The following is a 24497-nucleotide window of genomic DNA, read 5'->3' as shown; positions in this document are numbered from 1 at the left end:
CGGCGATGCCGTGGCGTACTCATCGTTCTCCGCACGGGGATGCATGCCTCACCTCCTCGCCGCGTCGGTGGAAGCCGCGGGATCAGCGAGAAGGTGGGTGATGCTCTCACCGATGTAGGTGGGGCGGACGTCGGAGTCGGCCAGCATGTCGGGGGTCGTCACGCCGGTCAGAACCAGCAGTGTGTCGAACCCGGCCCGGCACCCGCCTTCGATGTCGGTGTCGAGCCGGTCACCTGCCACCAGCGGGCGTCGGGCGTCGAGGGCCTTGGCCTGCTGCTGGAACAGGGTGGGCTCGGGTTTGCCGACGGAGAGGTCCGGCTCGCGGCCCGTGGCGGCGGTGAGAGCCGCAATGAAGGCCCCGTTTCCGGGGACCGGACCGCGCTCGGAGGGCCAGGTCTCGTCCAGGTTCGTCGCCAACCACAGTGTTTCCGGACGCTGCAGGGTGAGGGCGGCTTCGGCGAGGATGGGCCAGCTGGTGGTGGGGTCGAAGCCCTGCACCACGGCTTGTGGCCTGTCGTCGGCGGAGCTGACGGGCTTGAGCCCGACGGCTGCCACCTCGTCGCGTAACGCTTCGGGGCCGACGACAAGGACCGCCGCGCTGGATGGAAGGCGCTGAGCCAGGGCTGCGGCGGCGATACTGGTAGGCGTCAGCACTTCGTCGGCAGTGGCGCCGATGCCGGCCTTGCGTAACATCTCCGCCGTCTCGCCGGGGCGGCGGCGGGGGCTGTTGGTGATGAAGCGCAGCGGCACGCCCTTGGCGCGGATGGCTGTGACTGTCTCCGCCGCGCCCGGGATGGGCTGTTGGCCGAGGACGAGGACGCCGTCGACGTCCAGCAGAATCAGATCGTAATGGTCGATGAGGGGCCTCAATGCGGCCCACCTAACGTACGTCGGCAGCTACCCACCATGAAAAGTGAAATAATTGGAACGCGCTTCATGTCACCCTCTTCAGGTTCGCAGTCTCTAACGCGTTGACCCGGACGGGCCGAGGGCATTCATCGGCCTGCTGCCGGTTGTTCACGTGGTGCCGGACTAGACCTGCGGATTGTCCGTACTGTACGAGTGGTGCATCGAATTACCGAAAGACGGGAGAAGCTCTTATCGAAGTTCACTGCACTGGCCACAGGGCCCGGACCTGCCGGAGCTGAAATCAACGAACGCGTCGATGATAATTGAACTTACTTAAATCATCGGTCATTTATGCGACAACGACTCCGGAAGGCTAACACTAGGTTTGGTGGGCCTGTCAAGATCGATCCCCTCATACCGGCCGCCCGCATCGCCGCAGAGGCCGAGGACGGACTGTTCACCGGCCACATTCTCCGCGCCCTCGCCCACCGGGCCTGTGGATCTGGGCCACCCCCGACAAGCCCTGGAACAGGCCGACGCCTCCATGTCCCCCGACCGCTACGGCTGGGCTACCGCATGTCGTGGGTGCTCTTCAGCAGCACGGCGACCTCGTGGGCGACGACTGCCCCCATACTGTGGCCGAAAAGGGCGAGGGGGATCTCACGGCCCAGTCCCGCCGGCGATGGCGGCCGCGATGCGCTGTGCTTGGTGGGACTGGGCATCCGCCACGGTGTGTCCGTCGGCCTCGGCAGCGGTGATCAGTGCCTGGATGCGTCGGAGAGAGCGTGCGCCGCGCGGCACGGCCACGTGTCCGCAGCCCTCGCCGTGCTGGTGGTCGTGGCCCTCGTGGACTGCAGGGGCGTCCTGGAGGGGAGAACGGCAGAGGCTGTGGCGCTTCGGATCGTTTCGGTGGAGGCTTCCGTGCCGTTCGCCGGCGGGTGCACTGGGTCAGGGTGACGGGCGACCGCCGTACGGACAGGCGGCCGGCCTTGCGTTCCCGGAGGCCGGCAAGGGGCCGCGGGCGTGCGGCTGACCGGCCCGCGGTCAGCGGATCGCGACGACGACGTGGCTGTCGCCGTACTGCCAGACCGTGCCGGCCTGGGCGAAGCCCGCCCGCCGCAGCAGCCGGACATGGGAGGCGAGGGAAAGGGGGGCGGGGATGGTGGTCGGGGGCGTGGGCTCGCGCTCGCGGCGTTCGGCGAGCAGGTCGGCCAGTTCAGGGTCTTGTGCGACGGCCGTCCACCAGGAGGACCAGTCTTCGTGGGCGAAGGCTCGCTGTCGCTCGGCTCGGCGACGTCCGACGCACCCGGCGACCTCGGCGATGCGGGGGTCGTCGTGCGGGAGGTGGTCGCCGTTGACGAGGACGCCGCCGGGCCGCAGGAGCGCGGCGAGCCGGCGGTAGGTGCGGTGCAGTGCGTCGGGGCTCAGGTAGTGCAGTGCGGTCGTCGATACGGCGGCGTCCAGCGGTCGGTCGAGGCCCAGGGTCTCGGTCCAGCCGGGCTCGCCGATCTCCGTGTCGACGTAGCGGGCCGCGTCCGCGTGATGGGTGCGGGCAAGCTCCAGCAGCAGCGGGTCCCGGTCCACGGCGACGATGTCCGCCCTGGGGAGCCTCTGGGCCAGCCGGGCCGCCAGGGAGCCGGGGCCGCAGCCGAGGTCGACAACGAGGGGCCTGCCGGGGCGGCCCGCCGTGACGTGCTCGACGATGTCGGCGATGACCGTGAAGCGCTCCTCGCGGTCGGTGGCGTACCGCTGCTGCTGGCGCTCCCACCGTTCCACCCATCGTTCTGCCGTCGCCAGGCTGAGTCCCACGGTCGTGCCACCTTGCCGTCTCGCACTTGCTGTCTCTGCTTTGCGTCCGAGCCTACAGGTGGAAACGGTTTCCATTCCGCCTTTCGTCGGGGGCGCGTGAGCATGGGCTCATACGAGTGAGGCGAGGACGGACAGCAGCCGGTCGATCTCCTCGACGCTGTTGTACACGTGCAGGCTCACACGTACGGAGCTGGTCTGCTCGCCCGCGCTGCCTTGGCAGTGGTTGTCGGAGCGGACCATGAAGCCGTGACTGAAGAGGATGAACCCGAGGTCGCCGGAGTCGATGGCGCGGTGCCGGAACGTGACGATGCCGCACCGTTGCTGGACGGGGGAATCGACGGCCAGGCTGGTCTGGCAGCCGAGGATCTCGTAGGCGTCCAGATGGCGCAGCCCGTCGGTGAGCCGGGCCGTCAGTGCCACCGTCCAGCGGTCGATCCGGTCGGTGCCGGCAGTGTCCAGCCAGTCCAGGGCCGCGGTAAGGGAGGCGATACCGACGGTGTTGGGGGTGCCCGACCAGCCACCGGGCGTGAACCCCGGTCCGCGCGCCTGGCGGGCCCAGATGGCGCCTGTGCCGGGCAGGGCCATGGCCTTGTGCCCGGAGAAGACGGCGAAGTCGACGTCCAGATCGGTCACGGACACCGGCAGGTGGCCCACGCTCTGGGCGGCGTCCAGACAGAGGACCGCATCGGGGCCGACCGCCTCACGGATGCGGTGGATGTTCATGTTCCCGCCGTACACGTGGTGGACGTGGGTGACGGCGACGAACCGGGTGCGCGGCCCGGCCAGGTCCGCGAGGGCGGTGTGGTCGTAGTCGCCGGAAGCTTGCTGGTAGGGCATCTGGCGGACGCGAATGTGGACGCCCTGGCGGGCCAGCGCTTGCTGGGCGTCCAGCCAGGGCACGATGTTGGCCTGGTGGTCGCCGGCAGGGACGATGATCTCGTCGCCGTCGGCGAGAAACGCCGGGAGCCAGTCGCGGGCGATGGTGCGCAGCCCCTCGGTGGCGCCACTGGTGAAGTGGACAGCCGACTGTTCCGCGTCCGGGTCGCCGAGGAACCGTCGGACCCTGTCGCGGGTCTCCTCGACCAGATCCGTGGTCAGGTTGGCCCAGGTGTAGGTTCCGCGTCCGGCGTTGGCGTTGGCGGTGGTGAGGTAGGTCTGGACGGCGTCGAGGACGGCCTGCGGCTTCTGCGCGGTGGCCGCGCTGTCCAGGTAGGCCAGGTCCGGATGCGTGGCGATGATCGGGAACTGGGCGCGCAGCGCACGCTGCCACTCCGCCAACTCCTCGAACGCGGAGAGACGTTCGGTACGTATGCCGGGTGCGGTCATGGCGATCAGTCCCGTACCAGGGGTGCGCCGGCGTCGCGCCAGGCGATGATGCCGCCGGCCAGGCTGCGGACGTCGGGGTGGCCCATCCGGGTCAGCAGGGCGGCGTAGCGGGCGGACTTCTCGCCGACCGGGCAGGCCAGCAGGACCGGCCGGCTGCGGCTGAAGGGCAGGCCGCTGCGCAGGAGTTCCTCGAAGACCTCGTCGACGATGTTGACCGAGCCGTCGATGTGCAGCGCGGCGTAGGCGAAGGGGCTGCGCAGGTCGACCACGAGTGGCCGCCCGGTGGCGATCCATGTCCGGGCGTCGGCCACGCCCACGCTCGGGGCCGTGTGTATCTCGCCGTCGGTCACGTCGGAGGGGGAGTTCGTGCGGCTGGGGCGCCCGAACAGGTCGGGACGCCGCTGCCGGACGTAGCTCAGGTAGCTCTCGACCCGGTCGCAGACGATGAACACCGCTGACTGGCGCTCGGTCAGCTCGCTGTCGACGGAGCGCAGATGGCGGACGGCGCCGAAGAAGGCGGCCCCGCCGGTGGGGCCGGCCAGGATGCCGCACCGGCGGTTGAGGGTCAGCATCCCCTCGATCGCCTCGTCGGCGCTGACCGCCTCCATCGTGTCGTACGTACCGGGGTCGAACAGGCCCACCTCCTGCGCCTCGTCGATGGTGCGGATGCCGGGGATGAAGTCCGACTTGGCCGCGACCAGCCCGACGACCCGCACCGCGGGATCGTTCTCGCGCAGGACGCGAGCGACGCCCGTGGAGGAGCCTGCGGTGCCGACGCAGGCGATGAACCAGTCCGGGGCCCGGCCGTCCAGGTCCTTGACGATCTCGGGGCCGGTGCCGGTGAGGTGGGCCTCGGTGTTGCGCGGGTTGAAGTACTGGTCGGTGTGCAGGTAGGCGCTGCCCTGCTCGGAGATCGTCCGGTGGAAGAGGGTCAGCGGATCGTCGGTGGCGGTCGGGTCCAGGCATTCGCTCTGTCCCGGCAGTTCCTCGATCTCCGCGCCGAGCAACAGCAGCAGGTCCTTGATCTCCGGGACGCGCATGCGGTTGGTGACGCTCTTGAAGGTCAGGCCGTGCATGCCCGCGATCACGGCGAGGGCCTTGGCGGTGTTGCCGCTGGACAACTCGACGAGCTGGCTGCCGCGCTCGGCCGCGTCGGCCAGGTCGGGGCGTGCCATGTTCCAGGCGGCCCGGTCCTTGACCGACCCGAACGGGTTCAGCAGCTCCAGCTTGGCGTACAGGTCGATCTGCGTCAGACCGTGCACGGCAGGGTCGATGCGCACCAGCGGGGTGTTGCCGATGGCCTCGGTGATGCTGTCGTACCTCACTCTGCCCTCACTCTGCTTCTCCCACCGGGATGGTCGGCCAGTACTGATCGTCCAGGCACCAGCGCCATGAGCCGCCGTCCTGCCAGGCGGCGACCTTCCGTGCGCCGGGCTGCCGCTGAGCGCGGGTGGTGTGGAAATCCATGCAGTAGGCGGCGGTGTTCGGGAAGGCCAGCAGGTCGCCCGGCTCGGGTCGACGGGGCAGGAAGACCGTGCGGCGCGTGATGAGATCGGTCTCCAGGCACAGGCTGCCGAAGAGGTGGACGGCGACCGGCCGGCCGTCGGTCCCGGAGTCCGCGCCGCTCCGGGGGACGACCACGGGGTCCATCAGCACACCGTGCTCCTCCAGCGCAATATCGTCGGCCTTCGCCGCCACCCGCACGAGGAGCTCACCGCCGGCTTCCTGGTCGCGCACCTCCAGCACCTTCGCCAGGGTCAGCCCGCACTGGTCCAGCAGCGCTCGCCCGGGTTCCGTATGCACGTCGTACAGGTGCTCCACCAGCAACGCCCCCAGCGGACGATCGCCCAGGGACGCGGCCGGGTGGGAAAGCAACTGGTCGAGGTACCGGGCTCCGGCGACCGGCCGGTGGGCCGGGTAGAGCCCAAGACTGCCGCGCAGCGTACCGCTCTCGTTGCGCAGGCCGTAGCCGTGTCCGCCCCAGGTCAGGGACGGGCGGTTGCCCAGGACGGCGCCGGTGAGCTCCGTCGTGTACTGCTCCCACTGTTCGCCGTTCGCGAGGTATTTGACCCCGAATCCGCCACCGATGTCCACGGCCCGGGGCTGCAGTCCCCGGCTGCGGCACTCCTCCAGAGCCCGCAGACAGCCTTCGAGCGCGACGGCCTTCTCATCGAGGCTCGTCGTGTCCAGGTGATACGCCACCCCCACCAGGTCGACCGCATCGTTGTGCCGCCCGACGGCATCCAGCAGAGGCCCCAGCTCTCCTGCTGGAGTACCGAAACGGCTGCGCCGGCTCAGCACCCGGACGCCGGGCGTCTCGAAGCCCGACAGGCGCAGCAGGACCCGGATCTTGGACAGTGCGTACGTGCGTATCAGCCCGGCCAGTTGCTCCAGCTCACCGCACGAGTCGACGCTGACGGTGACCGACGTGCGGGCGGCCAGCCACAGGAACTCCGGGTTCTTCGGGCCGGTGGCGAGGATCCGGTCAGGAGTGAAGCCGGCGCCGAGCGCGTGCTGCAGCTCACCCAGCGATGCGACGTCCACGCCGGCGTCCGTGGCAGCCAGCCGCCGCAGCAGGGCACTGGACCGGCTGGCCTTGTGAGCGAAGAACACCTGGCCGGACAGGTGATGGCTGCCGTATACCGACCGGAACTCCTCCAGGTTCGCGGCGATCTGGTCGGGGACCACGACGTGCAGGGGAGACCCGAGGGCATCGGTGAGCATGTGCAGCACCTCGGGAGATCCCAGCAATGAGCCGAGCCGCGGGCCCAGCCGCGGCTCGAGATACAAGGGACGCCCGCCCATGCCCAGCCCCCTCCGCTCGCATGTCAGACCCGGCGGCCCCGGGTTACGCCCGACCGATCCCGAGTTCGCCGTATAGCCCCTTTCCAATCCTCGGTCGCTTTACGCCCGGTAGCGCCTCTCCTGCGCCGCGACAGCGCTTTGGACCGACCACGCAAGGGGCTGAGTGGCCGGGGCCTGCCTCGGGGAGATCGCTCTCAACGCTTGCGCCGGCGCCCGCCCCGGCCCGCGGTCGCTCCGTCCGCCGCCACCGCGCCCGCTGTCGCCGTCTGCCTCTGCGGACCGGGCCGGTCCGCCGAGACGACCAGAGCCGCAAGGGCTGTGGTGATCGGCACCGAGGCGACCAGGCCGATCGAGCCGACCAGCGTGCGGACGATCTCCTCGGCGACCAGTTCACTGTTGGCGACCGTGCCGACGCTGCTCTGCGCGATGGAGAAGAGCAGCAGCAGCGGCAGTGCGGCGCCGGCGTAGGCGAGGACGAGCGTGTTCACCACGGAGGCGATGTGGTCGCGACCGATGCGGATGCCCGCCCGGTAGAGCCCGCGCCAGCCCATGGTCGGGTTGGCCTCGTGCAGCTCCCAGACAGCCGACGTCTGCGTCACCGTGACGTCGTCGAGGACGCCGAGGGAGCCGATGATGATGCCGGCGAGCAGCAGGCCGCTCATGTCGATCGACGGATACAGGCCGTGGATGAGGCCGGTGTTGTCGTCCGTGTTGCCCGTCAGCGCCGCCCACCCGATGAACTCCGAGCCCAGGACGCCGATCAGCAGGAGCGAGACCAGTGTGCCGAGCACCGCCACGGACGTTCGGGCCGACAGGCCGTGGCACATGTACAGGGCGATCAGCATGATGGCGCTCGACCCGACCACGGCGACAAGCAGCGGGTTCGAGCCCTGCAGGATGGCCGGAAGGATGAAGAAGTTCAGCATCCCGAAGCTGATGGCCAGAGCGACCAGCGCCATCACGCCGCGTAGTCGGCCGACCACCACAACGACGAGCGCGAAGATGCCGGCCAGCAGGCCCATCGGGAATCGGCGGTCCACGTCGGCGACCGAGTACTGCAGGTCCTCGGGCGCGGAAGGCTCGTAGGTGGCGACGACCTTCTCGCCCTGGTGCAGCTGCCGTGACTGATCCGGCTGTACGATCTCGGTGAACGTACGGCCCTTGTCCTTGCCGGTGTCCACGCGGATCGTGGCCTTCTTGCAGGTGCCGCCCGCCTCCTGTTGCGCCGATGAGCCCTCGGCTGTGGAGGTGTCGCCGGTCGGGGTCTCGCCCGAGGCGTTCACCGACGCGCAGCTCACCTCGACGACCATGGTGACCGTCGCTTGTTGTGTCTGACGATCGAAGCCGACCCCTGTGCGCTTGTGCGGCGGCGCCCCGCCCGGCCACAGCACCACGAGCCCCACGACGACGGCGACGGTGAAGGGGATGAGGATCGCCGCGATGACTTTGCGCAGGTGCCGGGAGACCGGCGCGGCGGGGGCGTGGCTGTGGCTGTGTCCGTGGCCGCCGACAGACACCGGGGGGCCGTGGTCGGGGCCATGTCCGGTGCCGGTCGCTGTGGCGCGACCGTTGCCCGTCACGAGGCCGTCGCCCATGGCCGGAGAGGGGGGATGGCCTCGGCCCGCATCGGGTTCGCAGCCGGGTTGAGGTGCCGGCTCGGGAGGATCCCCGTACGCGTGGTCGTGGCCGTACTCGCTCGCACGACCACCTCTGGTGGGCGGCCGGTCGCCGACCCCGTCCCAGTGTCCGGCACCCTGCCGGTCAGCGGCTCCCATGCCGTCTCCCTCGCGGTTGTCCCTGCCCCCTCTCGAGCCGGACCTGCGCGGCCGCTCTGAGGAAGAGTACGGGAACGGCCGGGCCTGGTCTCAGCCCGCACGGGAACAGGGGCCCCGCGTCCACCGGGCGTGGACCATGGGCCTCTTGATCAGGCCGCGTGATCCAGGCGCTCCCGCCCTACAGCTCCCGGTGACCCATACAGCCGTACGGACAACGTCGGCGACTGCACCCATGGGTCCCCTGGACGGGACCAGGCCGCGTCGATCCGGTCAACGCTTTTCGTACGGGTTCGACGGCTCTTCGACCTGCCTGACCGTCCTCGCGTCCAGCACCGGAGGCCAGGCCGCCGATGAGCCCAGCCTGCCCCCGGGGTGCCAGGTGCCCGTGACCGTCACCCACGTGTCCACCGCCGGGGCGCCCGCGCCGCGGACCTGCACCTTGCTCGTCGTCGCGTCGGCCGCGCAGCACGACACCAGCAGCCGGGTGACGTACCAGGTGCCGCCGTCCCCGTGCGTGACGAAGCCGGTCAGCCGGACCGTACGGCTCGTCAGTGAGCGTCCGCTGTCGTAGACCGCGCGGGAGCTGAACTGGGCCACGCTCAGGTCCACCGGGTCACCGGCGGGCAGCGCCGGGAATGTGCCGATGCCCTGCGCCGCGCGCCGCGCGTCCTCCCGTGCCGCGCTGTAGGAGCCGAGCGCGGGCGGCGGGAAGAGCAGCAGCGCGGTGGCGGGAAGGGCGAGCAGCGAGGCGAGGCGCGGGCCGGTCGTGTGGGTGTGACCATGCCCGTCGTCCTGCGCGTCCTCGTCCGGCGCCGCCCGAAAGGCCCTCACGCCCGCTGCCAAACCCAGCAGCACCAGCAGCGCCCCGGACGCGATCAGACACGGCCTCAGTCCGGGCTGCACGTACCGCAGACAAAGGGCACTGAACAGCGAGATCTTCAGCACCGAGGCGCCCACCAGCAGCAACAGCACGCCTGGTCCGTACCGCCTCACAGCAGCCACCACCCCACGAGCACACTGCTCACCAGTGCAACCACCCAGGTCACCGACGAGAACCGGACGGCGAAGGCCCGGCCGAACGTGCCCGCCTGAAGCGCCATCAGCTTCAGGTCGACCATCGGCCCCACCACCATGAACGCAAGCCGCGCGGTCGGTGAGAACCCGCTGAGCGATGCGGCCACGAACGCGTCGGCCTCGCTGCACACACACAGCACCACGGCGAGCAGCGCCAAAAGCGGGACGGCCAGCCAGGCCGATCCCGTGAAGACGTCGAGGACCGAGCGCGGCACCGTGATGTTGAAGGTCGCTGCAGCTGCCGAGCCGAGCACGAGGAAGCCGCCGGCGTGAAGGAAATCGTGCTGCAGCCCGCCCACGAAGGCTCCCGAGCGGGAGGTGCCGGATCCGGTCGTACGCGCCGTCGGCAGCCGCAGCCACTCCTCCCGCCCGAAGCGCGCCCACAGCCAGCCCATCACGACGGCCACGGCGAGGGAGGCCACGAGACGGGCCACCACCATCAGCGACTGCCCGGGGAACGCGATCGACGTGGCGACCAGGACGACCGGGTTGATCGCAGGCGCGGAGAGCAGAAAAGCCAAGGCGGCGGCGGGGGCCACCCCGCGCCGCATCAGGCTTCCGGCCACCGGCACGGACGCGCACTCGCACCCGGGCAGCACCACACCGGCCGCGCCCGCGATGGGCACGGCGAGTGCCGGATTGCGCGGCAGCAGCCGGCTGAAGACGCGCTCGGGCACGAAGGCACCGATAGCCGCGGAAACGACCGCGCCCAGTAGCAGGAACGGGACGCCCTGGACGACGACGGCCGTGAAGACCGTCCACCAGGCGGCGACAGGCGGCGTGTAAAGGTCGAGCGCGATCGCCGGCCCCAGGACGCTGGCGACAGTGGCGATCACGGCGAGCGCGGCAGCTCCGAGGACGACGTACAGGAGCGTCCGCACGACGAGGCGCACCACGTCGGCGAGCCCGGCCCGGCCCTCCGCGTACTCCTGATCGCTCACGCCACTCGCTTCGCTGTACGACACCATGGACGCGCCGCACACGAGCGACGGAGGCTGTGTGCCGACCGGGCCCCACCCCGCAGGAAGCTGTCAGGGTCAAGGCTGCGCCGGAGCCAGACTAGGGCACTCACCGTGTCAACAGGCGGAACTCCGTCCAAAACGACAGCACATACCACAGGAACCCCTGCGAGGCAGGACTCCCGGAGGCACGCCGTCGCTGGGCGGCTGCGTGGGGGACGGCCCCGGCAGGTGGCTGCCCACGGGGGACCTCGTGATGGGATGTCGGTCTGGGGCTGGGCGCCGCGGTGTTCGCGCTCGTACGGTGCCGCTCCAGCAGGGCTCGGACGCGGTAGAGCAGGTGCCCCGTCGGCGGCACCTGCCGTCGACGGGGCATACGCACGCAGGTCCCGGCGCGCCTGGACATCGGTCATGTGGTGCACGCCACACGCCGGCTCTGGAACTCGTCCCTCGGTGGGCCCGACTGCTGATGCGGTACGGCACGACCTGACCGACGCCGTACGAGGCGATCTGGAGACCAGGTATGGGCGAGTCCCGACGAACCACCTCCCGCGGCGCGGGTACGGCGCTGCGGAAGCCGGTGCCACCGCCCGCGCTGTGCGGCTTCCTCCTGCTGCTGGTGCTGATGTTCGCGGTGTCGTACGCCGTCGGCGCGGCTGCCGGACCGGTCGCGCCCGGCATGCAGGGCACCACGCAGAACGGTGGCGGCGGCGGGGGCACGGATATGGGAGACATGCAGGACGGGCACGACATGCCTGGGAGCGGCGGCTGATGAGCACGGAACCTGCGCTTGCTCTGGTGACCACGGACCTGACCGTCGGCGGGATGACGTGCGCGGCCTGTGTGCGGCGGGTCGAGAAGAAGCTCGCCAAGCTGGACGGCGTCACGGCGACCGTCAATCTGGCCACCGGGCGGGCCCGGGTGAGCCATCCGGGGGCGATCCGTCCCGGGGATCTCGTCGCGACGGTCGAGAAGGCCGGCTACACGGCCGCGATCCCCGAGCCTCCCGAGAAGCGGCAAAGCAAGGACGACCAGGGCGAGGGGGAGACGGGGGAGGCCCGGCAGGAGCGGGACCGGTTGGTGATCACCGCGCTGCTGGCGGTGCCGGTGCTCGTGCTGTCGATGGTGCCCGCCTGGCAGTTCCGGAACTGGCAGTGGCTGTGTTTCGTGCTCGCTGCGCCGGTCGCCGTATGGGGGGCGTGGCCGTTCCATGTGCGGGCCGCGCGGGGGCTGCGGCACTCGGCGGCGACCATGGACACCCTCGTGTCGCTGGGTGTGGTGGCGTCCTTCTCGTGGTCGGCGTACGCGTTGTTCCTCGGGGGCGCGGGCGAGCCGGGGATGCGGATGCCGTTCAGTCCGGTGCCCTCCGCCTCGGACGGCATCGCGCACATCTACCTCGAAGCGGCCGTGGGTGTGCCGCTGTTCGTGCTGGCCGGGCGGTTCCTGGAGACGCGGGCCCGGCATGGGACCGGTGCCGCGCTGCGGTCGTTGGCCCAACTCGCCACCAGAGAAGTGTCGGTGCGCGAAGGCAGCGCAGAACGGCTCGTTCCGATCGAGGAGTTGTGGGTCGGGCAGGTATTCGTCGTGCGGCCCGGTGAGCGGGTGGCCACCGACGGGGAGGTGGTGGAAGGCAGCTCAGCCGTGGACCTGTCCCTGGTCACCGGAGAGAGCGAGCCGGTCGAAGTCCAGCCGGGCTCCGCGGTGATCGGCGGGGCCGTCAACGCGGGCGGACTGCTGCTGGTGCGGGCCACGGCCGTGGGTGCGCAAACGCAGCTCGCCCGCATCACCCGGCTGGTGACCGAGGCACAGGCCGGGAAGGCGAAGGCGCAGCGGCTGGCCGACGCGGTGGCCGGGGTCTTCGTCCCGGTGGTGCTGGCACTGGCGGTGACGGTGCTCGGGTTCTGGCTCGGCGCCGGGGCCGATCCGCAGGCGGCGATCACGGCGTGCGTTGCGGTGCTGGTCGTGGCCTGCCCGTGCGCGCTGGGGCTGGCGACGCCGACCGCGTTGATGGCGGCGACCGGCCGGGGCGCCCAGCTGGGTGTGCTGGTCAGGGGGCCGCAGGCGCTGGAGGGGCTCGAGCACCTCGACACCGTGGTGCTCGACAAGACCGGCACCCTCACCTCCGGGCACATGAGCGTCGCCCGGGTCACCGCGGTGCCGGACGGCCTGGGGAAGGAAACGGCGCTGAGGCTGGCCGGGGCGGTCGAGCAGGGCTCGGAACATCCGCTGGGCCGAGCGATCGTCTCGTACGCCCGCCGGACCCTGCCCGAGCAGCCGTTGCCGGACGTGCGCGACTTCCGCGCCGCGACAGGCCGCGGAGTGCGGGGGCGTGTCGAGGGGCGTCTGGTCGAAGTGGTCGCGCCGGACGACGAGTTGCCCCCGGCGTTGGCGGAAGCACTGCCGGCGGTGGAGACCGCGGCGCACACCCCCGTCCTGGTGAAGGTCGACGGGGTGGCCGAGGCGCTGATCGAGGTCGGTGACGTCGTACGACCGGGAAGCTACCGGGCCGTGCATCGGCTGCGGCGTCTCGGCGTGCGGCCGGTGCTGGCCACCGGAGACCGTGAGGCGCCGGCCCGGGCCGTCGCCGCCGCTCTCGGCATCGACGAAAGGCACGTCCGCTGCACGCCCGAGGGCAAAGCCGAACTCGTACGCGAGCTCCGGGAGGAACAGGGCTACCGGGTCGCCGTCATCGGCGACGGGGTGAACGACGCCGCCGCACTGGCCTGCGCCGACCTGGGCATCGCCATGGGTACGGGCACGGACGCGGCGATCGGGGCCGCCGACGTGACCCTCGTGCGCGGCGACATCGAGGCCCTTGGGGACGCGGTGCTGCTGGCCAGGCGCACCCTGGGCACGATCCGCGTCAACCTGGTGTGGGCCTTCGGCTACAACGTCGTGACGGTGCCGCTCGCCATGGTGGGCCTGCTCAACCCGATGGTGGCCGCGGCGGCGATGTCGGTGAGCTCGCTGCTGGTGGTGGGCAACAGCCTGCGGTTGCGGGCATGGCAGCCCTCCACCGCGCGGAAACACCGGCCCTCGCCCGCTCGGAGCGGTGAGCGATGATCCCTTTCCTCCCGCCTGCTCGGAGGCGAGCCCTGCCGCCTCGCCATGCCGTGGCGACGACGATCCGAGGCGGCCGATGACCGTGCACCCCTGGCGCCCGACCCGCCGTCGGCTCGCCGACACCCTGCTTTCCGCGCTCGCGCCCGTCGCCGTGTGCAGTGTCGCCCTGGGCGGCCTGACCGCCTGGACCTCCTCCGGCAACGCGGGTACCCCCGCGCGGATCGCGGTCACCGACGCGCACGTCTTCATGCCGTACGGGAACACCCGGGACACCGCCGCCTTCTTCCGGATCACCAACTCCGGAGGCGCCGACGACCGGTTGCTGAAGGTGACCGTGTCCGGCGCGGACGGAGAGACCGCGCTCAGCCGTCACCGCATGACCAGTGGCCGTGCGGCGTACGCGGAGACGGTGGACTCGGCCGAGGTTCGGGCCGGCGACAGCCTTGCCATGTCCCCGACCGGTCTGGATGTGACGCTGCGTGCGAAGCCGGGGTGGCGCGAGTTCGACTTCGTGCCGTTCACGCTGTACTTCCAGCACAGCGGACCGGTCAAAGCGCTGGCGATCGTGGTCCGCCCCGGCAGGTTCGGGGTGTGACTGCGCGGCACTGCGGCCCTCACCTTGCCGTGGCGGACGAGGCGGGTCGTGGCCGTCCGGGCTCAGGCTGATCGCGGCGCTCAGCTCCGGTTCCGTGCGATGTCGGGCCCACGATGGGTGCGCCACCGAGGGGCCGGCCTGCCGCGCCCGAGGTCCACCTCGCGGTGAGGCCACGCCTTCTCTGACCGTTCCCTTTCCTCCGGTCGTCGTCCTGGTGGGGACGAGCCTGGTCGTCGCCGGACGACTCGGGCTCCTGCCCGGAGGCAGACCCGCGCAGACGACGCCGCGAGGCTTCGTGAATTCGCCCGGCTCGTCGGGAACTCACCGGCCTCCCTCTCCGACTCCTTTCGGGGAACGAGCAGGAGGTGGGATGGACGGTCTGGATGTGCGGATGCGTGAAGTCGCCTGCCGACACGGCCGCGTGGAGGCCGTACGCGGTGTGGATCTCGACATCGGGGCGGGCGAGCGGGTCGCGCTGACCGGCACCAACGGGTCGGGCAAGACCACGCTGATCCGCGCGGTGCTGGGCCTGCACCGCCAGGCCGCAGGGCAGATCCTGGTCGGAGGCCGGGGCACCGGCACGGCGGCCGAGTGGGCGTGGCGGCGCCGGGCGTGTGCCTGGATTCCGCAGAAACCCGCGGTGGGGCGATTCCCACTGCTGGCACACGAGTTGCTGGCCAGCAGCCGGGCACGGGCCGAAGCCGTTGAGGCGGCGGAGAAGCTGGGTGTCGGAGCGTTGACCGGACGGCCACTGCACACGCTGTCCGGGGGACAGTTGCAGCGCATGTATCTGGCCCGTGCGGTCGGCTGCGTCTCCGCCGGGGCGGGGGTGCTGCTGGCCGACGAGCCCACGGCGGCACTCGACTTCGCCGGGCAGGAGGAGGCCGCCGACGTCCTGCTGTCCCTGCCGGTGACCGTCGTGGTGGTCACGCACGACCGGGCGCTGGCCGACCGCTGCGACCGGGTGCTGGAGATGGCCGCCGGCCAGCTGAGGGAGGTCCGGTGAACACCCTCGCCGCCGCCGACCTCGGGCCGCTCCTCCAGCTCGTACCCGTCCAACGGGCCGGTGCCGCCCTGCTGTTGGCCGCGATCGGCCTGCCCGTGATCGGTGTCGTCATCGTCGGCCTGGACATCATGCCGGTGCGGTTCGCGATGATGCACGTCGCCCTGCTGGGCATAGCGGTCGGGTTGCTGACCGGGCTCGACCCCATGCTGTGCGCGCTGGTCGCCTGCGCTCTCGCCGGGGCCGGGGTCGCGCCGCTCGCCCGCACGCCGGACGGGCTGTCGGGCGCGATGGGCCTGCTGATGAGTCTGGCGATAGCCGCCGCGCTGCTCGTCCTGGCCGTCTCCGGAGTCAACGCACAGGGCGCCTTCGCGCTGCTGTGGGGCTCGATCCTGTCCGTGGGCACGGCCGACCTGTGGCTGCTCGGCACGCTTGCCGCCGTCGTACCGGCCCTGTTCCGGTGGCGCCGCCGCGACCTCGCCCTCCTGCTCCACGACCGAGAACTCGCCCTCTCCTCCGGGGTACGCGTCGACCTGCTCACCCTCCTTCTCCTCGTCCTGGTCGCGGTCTCCGTGGCCGGCGCCATCAAACTGACCGGCGCGCTGCTCGTCGACGCGCTGACCCTGCTGCCCGCGCTGGCCGCACGGCGGCTGGGCACCTCCCTGAAGTCCATCACCGCCTGGGCGGTCGGCATCGGCGTCGTCGTGAACCTCACCGGGTTCCTCGTCGCGCTGAAGCTCGACTGGCCGCCCGGGCCCGTGCTCGTCCTGACGGCCGGGATCGTCGTCCTGGCCGTCCACCTCATCCCCGAACGGAGAATCAGCTCATGGCGCGCATCCGCGTCCGCATCGCCCGTGTCCCTTCCGTCCTCGCATTGAGCCTGAGCACGGCGCTCGTCCTGACCGCCACCGCGTGCGATTCCGGCAAGACCGACAGCGCGGACACGAGCACGAGTGGGAAGAAGAACGACGACGCCCCTGTCGTCGTGGCCACCACCACCTGGGAGGGCGCCTTCGCCAAGGCCGCCGGCGCGAAGGACGTGAAGGTCATCGTCCCGTCGTCGGCGCAGCACGCCCCGGACTACGACCCCAAGCCGTCCGACCTCACGGCCATCGCGGGCGCCGACTTCGTGCTCTACGCGCCCTTCGAGCCGTACGCGGAGAAGATCAAGGAAGCGGCCGGGTCGGGCGCGAAGCTGGTCGAGGTCGGCCTCGACAACGACGCTGACAAGGCGAGTGCCGAAGTCGCCCGTCTGGGCAAGCTGTTCGGCACCGAGGACGCCGCCGCGAAGTGGGGCACGTCCTTCAAGAGCGAGTACGGCACGCTGCAGAAGGAGCTGAAGGAGGCGTGGCCGGACGGCAAGGCCCCGGCCGTCGTCGCCCAGGTCTTCTCCGTCTGGTCGGCGAAGATGGCGGGCGCCGAGGTCAGCGCCACGTACGGTCCTGAGGCCGTGACCGCCAAGAAGCTGTCCGACCTGGCGAAGAAGAAGCCCGCGTACGTCTTCGACAACGTGCACATGACGACGGGCAAGGTGCTGCCGGACTCGGGGGCGAAGCAGGTGGAGATCGTCAACTACCCCGGCAAGGACCTGGACCTGCTGGCGGTCTACAAGAACGCGGCGGACACGATCAAGAACGCCATGGCCTCCTAGCGAAGGGCTCCCGTCGATGCGAGTGCGGGGCCGCCGGGAGATCGCCGGCTGCCCGGCACTCGTACAGGGCCAGTAGTTTCGGCTCGGACCAGGGAGCAAGCAACTCACCGACAGGAGACGACACTGGTGCGACCGTCGGCTCCTGGCGAGGTGACATGCTTCTTCGACACCAAGGTCATCGTGCCGACGGCCTTGGGAGCCCACGGATGCCGATCCGCTGATCGTGCCGGGCGGCGGCGATCTGCTGATCAAGGAGACTCGGCGACGCCGTCGGCGTCCACGCACGCACGGAACGGCACGCCGACGGCGTCATCCGCATCATGTACGCCACCACGCCTCGCCGACGGAGAGGCTACGGCTGACCGCTCTGCGAGCACCGACACCGCAGCCCGTTGCCTGTGAGACGAGAGCCGGAGTCAACGACACGGGGCCGAAGCCGCAAGAGGTTGCTTCGGCCCCACGTCGTTGACTCCGCCGGCACACGGGACTACAGGGCCGTATGGGTCAGATGGCCTTGGCGAGGGACCCCGGCGCCTGTGCGGAGAACCGCTCACGGAGCAGGGCCCGGTCCGGCTTGCCTGCCGGTGTGAGCGGCAATTCCATGACGATCAGCAGGTGTTCGGGGTGCTTGCGGCGCTCCAGGCCGCGGGCGTCCAGATGTGCGGACAGGTCCTGCGGTGTGGGTGCCTCGCCCCGTGGGACGACGCAAGCCGCGAGCCGCTCGCCCATCAGCGGATCTGGCACCCCGACGCACACCACGTCGCGTACGAGCGGGTGGGTGGCGAGCTCGATCTCCACCTCGGCCGGGCTGATGTTCGCCCCGCCTCGGACGACGACGTCCTTCAGGCGGCCGACGACCCGCAGGTTGCCGTCCTCCTCGATGAGGCCGAGGTCGCCGGTGCGTACCCAGCCGTCGGCGGTGCGGTAGCGGGCGTCGAGGTCGGGGGCGGCGACGTAGCACAGCGGGGTCATGGGGCCGCGGGCGACGATCTCGCCGACGGAGCCCCTCGGCGCCTCCGTGAACTCCGGTGCGTCGGGGACGGCGATGCGTATGTCGGCGACGCGCGGGTCCGGGTGCCCGACGAGGATGCCGGGTCTGTCCCCGCGCAGGGGTTCGTCGCCCAGTCCGGTGTGGCAGTTGACGCCGTCGGCGGAGCCGTAGAGGTTCACGACGGGGCAGCCGAAGACGCGGCGGGCTTCCTCGGCGGTGGCCTCTTCGAGTGGTGAGCCGCCGACGATGATGGCCGTGGGCGGGCTGAACGCCGGGTGGTCGCCTTCCGCGATCCGGTCGAGCATCATCCGGATCATGGTGGGCACGCCCAGGACGTGGGTGGGCTCGTGCTCGGCGAGCGCGTCCAGGGCGGCCTCGGGTGTGAAGTGGTCGAGCAGGACGAGCGTTCCACCGTGCCGGGCGAGGGTGACGGCGGTGCCGTTGCTGCCGAAGGCGGAGGCCAGCGGGACGAGGAAGAGGCAGCGTGGCGGCTCGTCGTCGGGGATGAGGGAGGCGAGGAAGTTGCCGCGGCCGCCGGCCAGGGCGTTGTGTGAGTACGCCACCATCTTGGGCTCGGCCTCGGAGCCGGAGGAGACGAGGATGCGGGCGGCGGAGTCGGGGTCGGGGCGGGCCGCGGTGAAGGACTTCGGGTCGGTGCGCAGCAGCGCGGAGAACGCGACGGCGTCGTCCGGGGCCGTACCGGGCCCGGCGGCGATCACGGTGTGCAGCGCGGGCAGCTCACAGGTCAGTGCGAGCAGGTCGGCGGCGTGATGGTTGCCGCGGTGCTCGGTGGCGGCGATGACGGCGACCGCCTCCGCTCTGCGCAGCAGCGAGGCCGCCTCCCGTCCGCCCCGGCCGACCGGGAAGGGCAGCGCGACGGCGCCCAGCGCGGCCAGCGCGAGGTCGGCGATGACGGCGTTTCGGCCGTTGGGGAGTTGTGTGCCGACCACGTCACCGGCGCGTATGCCGAGCCCGGACAGCCCGGCGGCCAGACATCGCACCTTGCGGTCGAGGGCGGTGTAACAGAGCTTCCCCTTGGCGTCGAGGACCGCGGTGCGGTGCAGGTCGGCGATCTGGCGGGCGCGGAAGAGGCTGTACAGGTCGAGGTCGGGGCAGGTGCCGTCGAGGGCCCAGGTGCGGCGCAGCTCGGCGGGCAGCAGGTCGTGCAGGTCCACGGTCATGCGAAGCTCCAGGGGGTCGGGACGGCGGGGGCACCGTGTGCGTCGCGGCTGATCGAGCCGGAGGACAGCAGATCGGCGAGGTCGGTGACGACCGGGACGGCGGGCAGGCCGCGGTCGCGCAGCCGCTTCAGTGCCCGCTCGGTGGACAGCTCGCTCACTTCGTACGGGACGGCAGCGTGGTCCACGAGGGCGATCCAGCCGTCGGCGGTGCGCAGGGGACGGCGGAACCCGGCAGGCCGACGCGGGTCGAGTTCCTGCGCGGCCCGGGCCCGGGCGGGGGCGGTCAGCACGTCGGCGGCGCCGAGCAGGGACGAGTCCACGCGCACTCCACGGCCGGTGCGTTCGCGCAGCAGGAGGCCCGCCAGGACGGCCTCGGCGCCGAGCAGCCCGCCGAGCACGTCGAGCAGAGTCATCAGGGACGGCGCGGGCGGTTCGCCGGCGGGTCGTACGGCCTCGCCCACGCCGGTGCGGGCCTGGACCATGAAGTCGGTGCCCATGGGGGCGTCGGGCAGCCGGTCGGCCCAGCCGCTGGTGTACGCGTAGACGAGCGCAGGGTTGGCGACAGCGAGGTGCTCGTGGTCCAGGCCGAGCTGGGCGGCCTTGCCCGGCGCCCAGTTGTGCAGGAACACGTCGGCGTCGGCGGCCATCTCACGCAGCCGCTCCCGGTCGGACGGGGACTTGATGTCCACCTCGACGGCCTTCTTGCCCCGGTTCAGCGCGAGCCACCGCGCCGAGATGCCGGAACAGGCGGGCGGCATACCGCGCAACGGGTCGCCGCCCGGCGGCTCGATCCGGATCACCTCCGCCCCCAGCAGACCGAGGACGTGGGCTGCGAGAGGGGCCTGGATACGGCGGCCGGCCTCCAGGACGGTGAACCCGGCCAGCGGTCCGCCTTCGGGGGCTCCGCGTGGGACGTACGCGGCGTCGTGCGGGGTCAGCTCCCAGGGCGCGGCCCCGTCGTACTCGGCCGTCCGGTCGGCCAGTGACACCAGCGGACACACATCGGCGCCGGACGAGACCGCGGCATGACGGATCCGCTCCCAGCCGCTCGCCCGCACCGCCTCGTGCAGGACTCGGGGGAAGGGCGCGCAAGCGGTGGCGTACCGGAACTGGAAGGGCTTCCATCCCCTGCGTATCGCCTCCTCGGGAGCGTCCAGGGCCCGCCAGAACGCCGCCCACACGCCTGGGTCGAGCGTCTCCAACTCGAAGACCGTTCCGTCGGCGGACGTGAACGGCGGTCCGCCCGGGGCGAGTTCGGCCGCCTCACCCTCGTCGGCGCCCTCGGCGGCCAGGTACTGAGAGACCGTGAGCAGACCAGCCCGCTCGGCACTCACCTCCACCTGCGTGATGTGCCCGCCACCACGGGTCCGCGCCAGCAGCCCGGCCAACAGGCCCTGCACGGCGAGAACGCCGGTCGCGGTGGCGGCGTAGTCGATGGCGAGGCCCCGCGGGGTGCCGTCGCGCCGGCCGTGCACCGCCATGATGCCGGTGGCCGCCTGCGCGGTGGCCTCGTCGGTCGCGGCCTCACCCCAGATCGTGCGGGTGGAGACCTCGCCGACCTCGTTCCCGGTGACGGTGAACCGGCCCCCGACGATGCCGTCAGGCTGGGCGCCGAGCAGCTGCAGGTGCTCCGCGACCAGGGTGTCCGCTGCGCCCGGTGGTCCTGAACCCTCGAAGCGGAGCCCGTCGAGCGGTCCGGCCGTCCGCGAGGTTGCCGATATGGCTGGAGTAGTCATGCCTCCCCCTTTCCTGACGCGCGGGAACCCGGAGGCGATCGCCTCCGACCAGTTCCACGGAAGAGGGAGTCGGACGGCCGGGGGCCGGGGTTCCCGCGACTCCGGAGAAAAGTGAGGAATCTGCATGGAGGACATCACCGGTGCGCCCCAATGCCCGGCGGAGACAGCAGAGTTGAGAGATCGCGTCGCAGCGTTCGTACGCGACCGGGTGGTGCCCCACGAGTCGGCGCTGGACGCCGGCGGATCAGAGGCAGCCACCGTCGTGCGCGGACTGCAGGAGGAGGCCAGGGCCGAGGGGCTGTGGGCGCTGCCGCTTCCCTCCGAACTCGGCGGCCAGGGGCTGCCTCTGCGCTCGTACGCCCATGTCGCCGAAGCCGAGGGAGCCAGCGACCACGGGCCTGCCGTCCTCGGTTCGGCGCCTCTGCTCGACACGCTGATGCTCTGGCGGCACGGAAGCCCCGGCGTCCGTGACCGGTATGCCGAGCGGCTGGTCGCCGGTGGGATACGGGCCTGCTACGCGATGACCGAGCCGGAAGTACCGGGTACGGATCCCTTCCTCACTGCCGCTCGCGCGGTGCCGGGGGAGAACGGCGCCTGGAGGGTGACTGGGCGGAAGTGGTTCACCAGCGGGGCGGCCGACGCCGACCTGGTCACGGTGCTCGCCCGCACCGATGGCGAACCGGCGGATCGAGACGGCCTGTCGTTGCTCCTCGTGCCCACCGGCTCACCCGGCTTCCGCGTGGTGCGGGAGCTGCCGGTGTTCGGAGCGAGCGGGCAGTGGGAGATCGACCTGGACGAGGTCGTGGTCGACGGTGACCACCTGATCGGCGAGCGCGGCAAGGCCCTGGCCGTCGCGGGCGAACGGCTCCAACTGGGCCGCACCCTGCGGTGCCTGCGCTGGCTGGGGCAGGCACGCCGGGCCTTCGACCTGATGCGACAGCGCGCGGTGACCCGTACTCGCTCCCGAGGTCCGCTCGGTGACCTCCAGCTCGTCCAGCGCCACGTCTTCGAGTCGCTGCTCGCCCTGCGGACGACCCGTCCGCTGGTGTACGAAGCGGTGGCCCGCCTCGACGCCGGGCTGGATGCGCACGTGGAAGTGGGCCTGGCCAAGGTGGCCGCCGCGCGCGCCCTGCAGCAGGTGGCCGACGCGGCGATCCAGGTGTACGGAGCCGCGGGTCTCGGCCCGGACACCGCGCTGCCCGCCCTGTTCCGCACCGGCAGAGCGGCCCGGATCCTCGACGGCCCGGACGAGCTGCACATCACGTCGGTCGCACGCCGGGTCCTGCGCACCACCTGATACTCCATCGGGAGCCGTTCATCCTGTAGGCCGCGGCACGCCGTCCCACGTCGCGGGAGGCGACGATCGTGTGCGGTTCCAGGTCCCGGTGCCCGGGCCGGGCGGCTCAGCCACCCGCCCGGCCCGGACTCCTCAGCCGCTTCGGGAGGCAAAGGAGTTCCCACGCTGCTCGGCGTGGCGAAACTCAGTGAGCGAAGCCCGATGCGGTGCTGGCTAGGCGTCGTGAAGGGCGACGAGGCCCGCGAGTGCGGCGAGCGCATACGCGAGGTAGAAGTCACCCCAGACCAGCTCGTGTTGCGTCGCCGTCCCCGAGGCGAGGTCGTAGCAGCCGTTCAGGAGACGGCCGTCCTCCGTGACATGGGTGCTGACCAGTTCGTCGAGCAGTGCGACGGCCTGCTCGCAGCGGCCGAGCTTGAGCAGGGCCACCGCGGTGATGGCGGCGGCGGAGGTGTCGAGAGGGCCTTCGGAGTGTGCCTCGTCGGCCGGCGGCACAGTCACCTTCGGAAGCAAGCGGCTTATGGATTTCACGTGGTCGTCGGTTTCGAGACGGTGTGCGGCGTCGGCGACAGCCAGCAGCAGCCAGGCGCGGCCTCGGCTCCAGCCAGGCGGTGGATCGTCGCAGGGAGCCCAGCCGGCAGGCTGCTCGTACCGCCAGGACCAGCACGAGGGCCCTTCGCTCAGGGAGAGTTCGAGGTGGCGGCGCAGATGGGACCTTGCCGCCTGCGGGTCCACCGAGGCCAGCAGCGGAACCATGCCCGGTACGCCGTCCACACGGGCCAGGAGGCGGGGCCCGCCGAACGCCGAGCCCCAGGGAACCAGGCCGAGTTCGGTGTCGTACGCGCCCCGGCAGGCGTTGGCCGCCCGCACGCGCAGAGCGGCGGCCTCAGGCGAGTCGGCGAGCGCCGTGCCGTACCAGAAGATCAGTCCGCGCGTGGCGGTGTTGGTGTCCACCCAGCCGGTGAGCCGGGCTGTGAACCGCGCGGCGGCCTCGCGGTCGGTTTCCTGCCCTGTGTGCCGGGCGCGGAGCCACAACAGACCTGCCCAGAAGCCGCCTGTCCATGAGCCCCGCCCGGTCGTCGTCCACCGGCCGTCGCCGTGGTCCGCGAACAGCGGGAAACGGTCGCCAACTTCGGTCAGGGTGACAGCCACCCGGCCGAGGACGGACTCCAGCGCGGGGCGCACCCACTCAGGGGCGCCAGGGGACGAGTGGACCGCGCCCTTGGCCCTACGCGCCGTACTCATCGCCGTACGACCGATCGCCGCTCCCGCACCGCCCAGATCAGCGCCACCACGCCCGCGCCCACGAACTCACCGGCGACCAGCAACCACCCCGCCCCGTAGCGGTCGGCGTCGGCCAGCAGGCCGAACAGGGGCGGACCGATCGCGAACCCGGCGAAGAAGCCGGCCGAGACCAGAGCCGAGTCCTGGCCCGCCTGACCGGGCGCGGCACGCTGCATCACCAGCACCATGGAGACCGCGTTCGCGGAGACGGCGAAGATGCCCACGGTGACAGCTGCGACCCAGGCCAGTGGGTGTGCGTGCGCCGAGGCCGCGAGCAGCAGTGCCGCGCCCACCGCCCCGGCCGCCAGTCCACCCGGCAGCCACAGCGCGCGCCCCGGCTGACCGGCGACCTTCGACCAGCCCACCCGCCCGGCGATCCCCGCGACGCCCAGCACCGCCACCAGCGCGCCGGCCGCCGTCGGGCCGAGGTCGAGCCGCCGCACGCCGTACAGGGCGAGGTAGGTGTTCACGGAGGCGATGCCGCAGCCCAGAAGCAGCGAGAAGGCGGCCAGCCAGGCGATGGCGCCGCGTGGGATCCAGAAGGCGGGCGCGTACTTCGGGGGCGGATCGGCGGGCAGCGTTCGCGCCGCCCAGACCGCGGCCACCACGGCCGTCCCGGCAGCCGCCCACACCGCGCCCCGCCAGCCGACGATTCCGGCCAGCGCGGCCAGCGGGAGCCCGGCGGCGAACGCGCCCAACTGCACGCCCGACTGTTTCATCCCGGTCACCGCGCCGCGGCGCTCGGCGGGAACCGTCGCCAGGATCGTCTTGTTCGTGGCGGGGTTCGCCAGCGCCTGCGGCAGTCCGCCCAGCGCGACCGCTGCGAGGAGGAAACCGGTGCCTGGCGCTGAGCCGATCAGTGCCAGGGCCACTGCCGACACCAGCAGCAGCGCGACGAGGCAGCGGCGCGGCCCGAGGCGATCCACCACGCGCCCGCCGGCCGGTGAGAGCACGGCGGCCGCCCCGAAGCCCACCGTCGTGGTCAGCCCCAGCACGGTGGGCGACACATCCAGGTCGTCCACGAGTCGCGGTCCGAGGGCGCCGAGCAGGAACAGTTGCATCATCGAGAAGGCCATGGCGCACGTCAGCAGGGCGGTCATGG

General features: G+C 71.6%; 20 protein-coding genes and 1 pseudogene. 8 read left to right on the top strand and 13 right to left on the bottom strand.

Going from position 1 to position 24497, the window contains the following annotated elements; translation table 11 throughout:
* Nucleotides 1–48: 48 nt before the first annotated feature.
* Nucleotides 49–870, bottom strand: a complete 822-nt coding sequence (locus tag ACIOC0_RS20445; protein WP_402156508.1) for an HAD-IIA family hydrolase — start codon at nucleotides 868–870, stop codon at nucleotides 49–51.
* A 399-nt stretch (nucleotides 871–1269) separates the two neighbouring features.
* Here ACIOC0_RS20445 and ACIOC0_RS20440 point away from each other — a divergent pair.
* Nucleotides 1270–1423, top strand: a pseudogene (locus ACIOC0_RS20440) (Tat pathway signal protein); the annotation flags it as partial.
* On the opposite strand, the gene ACIOC0_RS20435 reads toward ACIOC0_RS20440, so the two are convergent.
* The 8 genes from ACIOC0_RS20435 to ACIOC0_RS20400 form a co-directional block, all read right to left on the bottom strand.
* The gene (locus ACIOC0_RS20435; RefSeq protein ID WP_402156506.1) at nucleotides 1419–1571 is read right to left on the bottom strand and encodes a thioesterase domain-containing protein; all 153 of its coding nucleotides are present in this window, start codon (nucleotides 1569–1571) and stop codon (nucleotides 1419–1421) included. The pseudogene ACIOC0_RS20440 and the gene ACIOC0_RS20435 sit on opposite strands and share 5 nt — an antisense overlap.
* Before the next feature lie 322 nt (nucleotides 1572–1893).
* On the bottom strand, nucleotides 1894–2658 hold the full coding sequence (locus tag ACIOC0_RS20430) for a class I SAM-dependent methyltransferase (RefSeq protein ID WP_402156505.1): 765 nt from the start codon (nucleotides 2656–2658) through the stop codon (nucleotides 1894–1896).
* 108 nt (nucleotides 2659–2766) lie between these two features.
* Nucleotides 2767–3984, bottom strand: a complete 1218-nt coding sequence (locus ACIOC0_RS20425; protein ID WP_402156504.1) for an aminotransferase class V-fold PLP-dependent enzyme — start codon at nucleotides 3982–3984, stop codon at nucleotides 2767–2769.
* A gap of 5 nt (nucleotides 3985–3989) precedes the next feature.
* On the bottom strand, nucleotides 3990–5309 hold the full coding sequence (locus tag ACIOC0_RS20420) for a pyridoxal-phosphate dependent enzyme (RefSeq protein WP_402156503.1): 1320 nt from the start codon (nucleotides 5307–5309) through the stop codon (nucleotides 3990–3992).
* Between the two features lie 7 nt (nucleotides 5310–5316).
* Nucleotides 5317–6789, bottom strand: coding sequence for a Y4yA family PLP-dependent enzyme (locus ACIOC0_RS20415; RefSeq protein WP_402156501.1), 1473 nt, complete (start codon nucleotides 6787–6789; stop codon nucleotides 5317–5319).
* Nucleotides 6790–6983: 194 nt separating this feature from the next.
* On the bottom strand, nucleotides 6984–8384 hold the full coding sequence (locus ACIOC0_RS20410) for a YibE/F family protein (protein ID WP_402156500.1): 1401 nt from the start codon (nucleotides 8382–8384) through the stop codon (nucleotides 6984–6986).
* A 450-nt stretch (nucleotides 8385–8834) separates the two neighbouring features.
* Nucleotides 8835–9557 (bottom strand): TIGR03943 family putative permease subunit, encoded by a 723-nt coding sequence (locus ACIOC0_RS20405; RefSeq protein ID WP_402156499.1) that lies wholly within the window; start codon nucleotides 9555–9557, stop codon nucleotides 8835–8837.
* The gene (locus ACIOC0_RS20400; protein ID WP_402156498.1) at nucleotides 9554–10579 is read right to left on the bottom strand and encodes a permease; all 1026 of its coding nucleotides are present in this window, start codon (nucleotides 10577–10579) and stop codon (nucleotides 9554–9556) included. The genes ACIOC0_RS20405 and ACIOC0_RS20400 overlap by 4 nt, the downstream gene beginning before the upstream one ends.
* Nucleotides 10580–11120: 541 nt before the next feature.
* Between ACIOC0_RS20400 and ACIOC0_RS20395 the strand changes: the two genes are divergently transcribed.
* The 6 genes from ACIOC0_RS20395 to ACIOC0_RS20370 all read left to right on the top strand — a co-directional run bounded on the left by ACIOC0_RS20395 (nucleotide 11121) and on the right by ACIOC0_RS20370 (nucleotide 16909).
* A complete protein-coding gene (locus tag ACIOC0_RS20395) occupies nucleotides 11121–11369 on the top strand; it encodes a hypothetical protein (protein ID WP_402156497.1) in 249 nt (82 codons plus the stop codon).
* Nucleotides 11369–13660 carry a heavy metal translocating P-type ATPase gene (locus ACIOC0_RS20390; RefSeq protein WP_402156495.1) on the top strand — a complete coding sequence of 764 codons (2292 nt, stop codon included), beginning with the start codon at nucleotides 11369–11371 and terminating at the stop codon, nucleotides 13658–13660. The genes ACIOC0_RS20395 and ACIOC0_RS20390 overlap by 1 nt, the downstream gene beginning before the upstream one ends.
* Before the next feature lie 76 nt (nucleotides 13661–13736).
* Complete coding sequence (locus tag ACIOC0_RS20385; RefSeq protein WP_402156494.1) at nucleotides 13737–14255, top strand: copper chaperone PCu(A)C; 519 nt, start codon at nucleotides 13737–13739, stop codon at nucleotides 14253–14255.
* A gap of 370 nt (nucleotides 14256–14625) precedes the next feature.
* A complete protein-coding gene (locus ACIOC0_RS20380; RefSeq protein WP_402156493.1) occupies nucleotides 14626–15261 on the top strand; it encodes an ATP-binding cassette domain-containing protein in 636 nt (211 codons plus the stop codon).
* The gene (locus ACIOC0_RS20375) at nucleotides 15258–16136 is read left to right on the top strand and encodes a metal ABC transporter permease (RefSeq protein WP_402156492.1); all 879 of its coding nucleotides are present in this window, start codon (nucleotides 15258–15260) and stop codon (nucleotides 16134–16136) included. The genes ACIOC0_RS20380 and ACIOC0_RS20375 overlap by 4 nt, the downstream gene beginning before the upstream one ends.
* Complete coding sequence (locus ACIOC0_RS20370) at nucleotides 16085–16909, top strand: metal ABC transporter solute-binding protein, Zn/Mn family (RefSeq protein ID WP_402156490.1); 825 nt, start codon at nucleotides 16085–16087, stop codon at nucleotides 16907–16909. The genes ACIOC0_RS20375 and ACIOC0_RS20370 overlap by 52 nt, the downstream gene beginning before the upstream one ends.
* Before the next feature lie 504 nt (nucleotides 16910–17413).
* On the opposite strand, the gene ACIOC0_RS20365 is transcribed toward ACIOC0_RS20370, so the two are convergent.
* The gene (locus tag ACIOC0_RS20365; protein WP_402156489.1) at nucleotides 17414–19081 is read right to left on the bottom strand and encodes a class I adenylate-forming enzyme family protein; all 1668 of its coding nucleotides are present in this window, start codon (nucleotides 19079–19081) and stop codon (nucleotides 17414–17416) included.
* Nucleotides 19078–20817, bottom strand: coding sequence for a CoA transferase (locus tag ACIOC0_RS20360; protein ID WP_402156488.1), 1740 nt, complete (start codon nucleotides 20815–20817; stop codon nucleotides 19078–19080). The genes ACIOC0_RS20365 and ACIOC0_RS20360 overlap by 4 nt, the downstream gene beginning before the upstream one ends.
* Before the next feature lie 124 nt (nucleotides 20818–20941).
* Here ACIOC0_RS20360 and ACIOC0_RS20355 point away from each other — a divergent pair, with 124 nt between their 5' ends.
* Complete coding sequence (locus ACIOC0_RS20355; protein ID WP_402156487.1) at nucleotides 20942–22114, top strand: acyl-CoA dehydrogenase family protein; 1173 nt, start codon at nucleotides 20942–20944, stop codon at nucleotides 22112–22114.
* 213 nt (nucleotides 22115–22327) lie between these two features.
* On the opposite strand, the gene ACIOC0_RS20350 is transcribed toward ACIOC0_RS20355, so the two are convergent.
* Both ACIOC0_RS20350 and ACIOC0_RS20345 read right to left on the bottom strand, forming a co-directional pair.
* The gene (locus tag ACIOC0_RS20350) at nucleotides 22328–23356 is read right to left on the bottom strand and encodes a sugar ABC transporter permease (protein WP_402156485.1); all 1029 of its coding nucleotides are present in this window, start codon (nucleotides 23354–23356) and stop codon (nucleotides 22328–22330) included.
* Complete coding sequence (locus ACIOC0_RS20345) at nucleotides 23353–24495, bottom strand: MFS transporter (protein ID WP_402156591.1); 1143 nt, start codon at nucleotides 24493–24495, stop codon at nucleotides 23353–23355. The genes ACIOC0_RS20350 and ACIOC0_RS20345 overlap by 4 nt, the downstream gene beginning before the upstream one ends.
* Nucleotides 24496–24497: the final 2 nt, after the last annotated feature.

Origin of the sequence: Streptomyces sp. NPDC088254 (assembly GCF_044740925.1) — a bacterium.
Taxonomy (GTDB): Bacteria; Actinomycetota; Actinomycetes; order Streptomycetales; family Streptomycetaceae; genus Streptomyces.
This window is presented reverse-complemented; position numbering and strand designations above follow the sequence as displayed.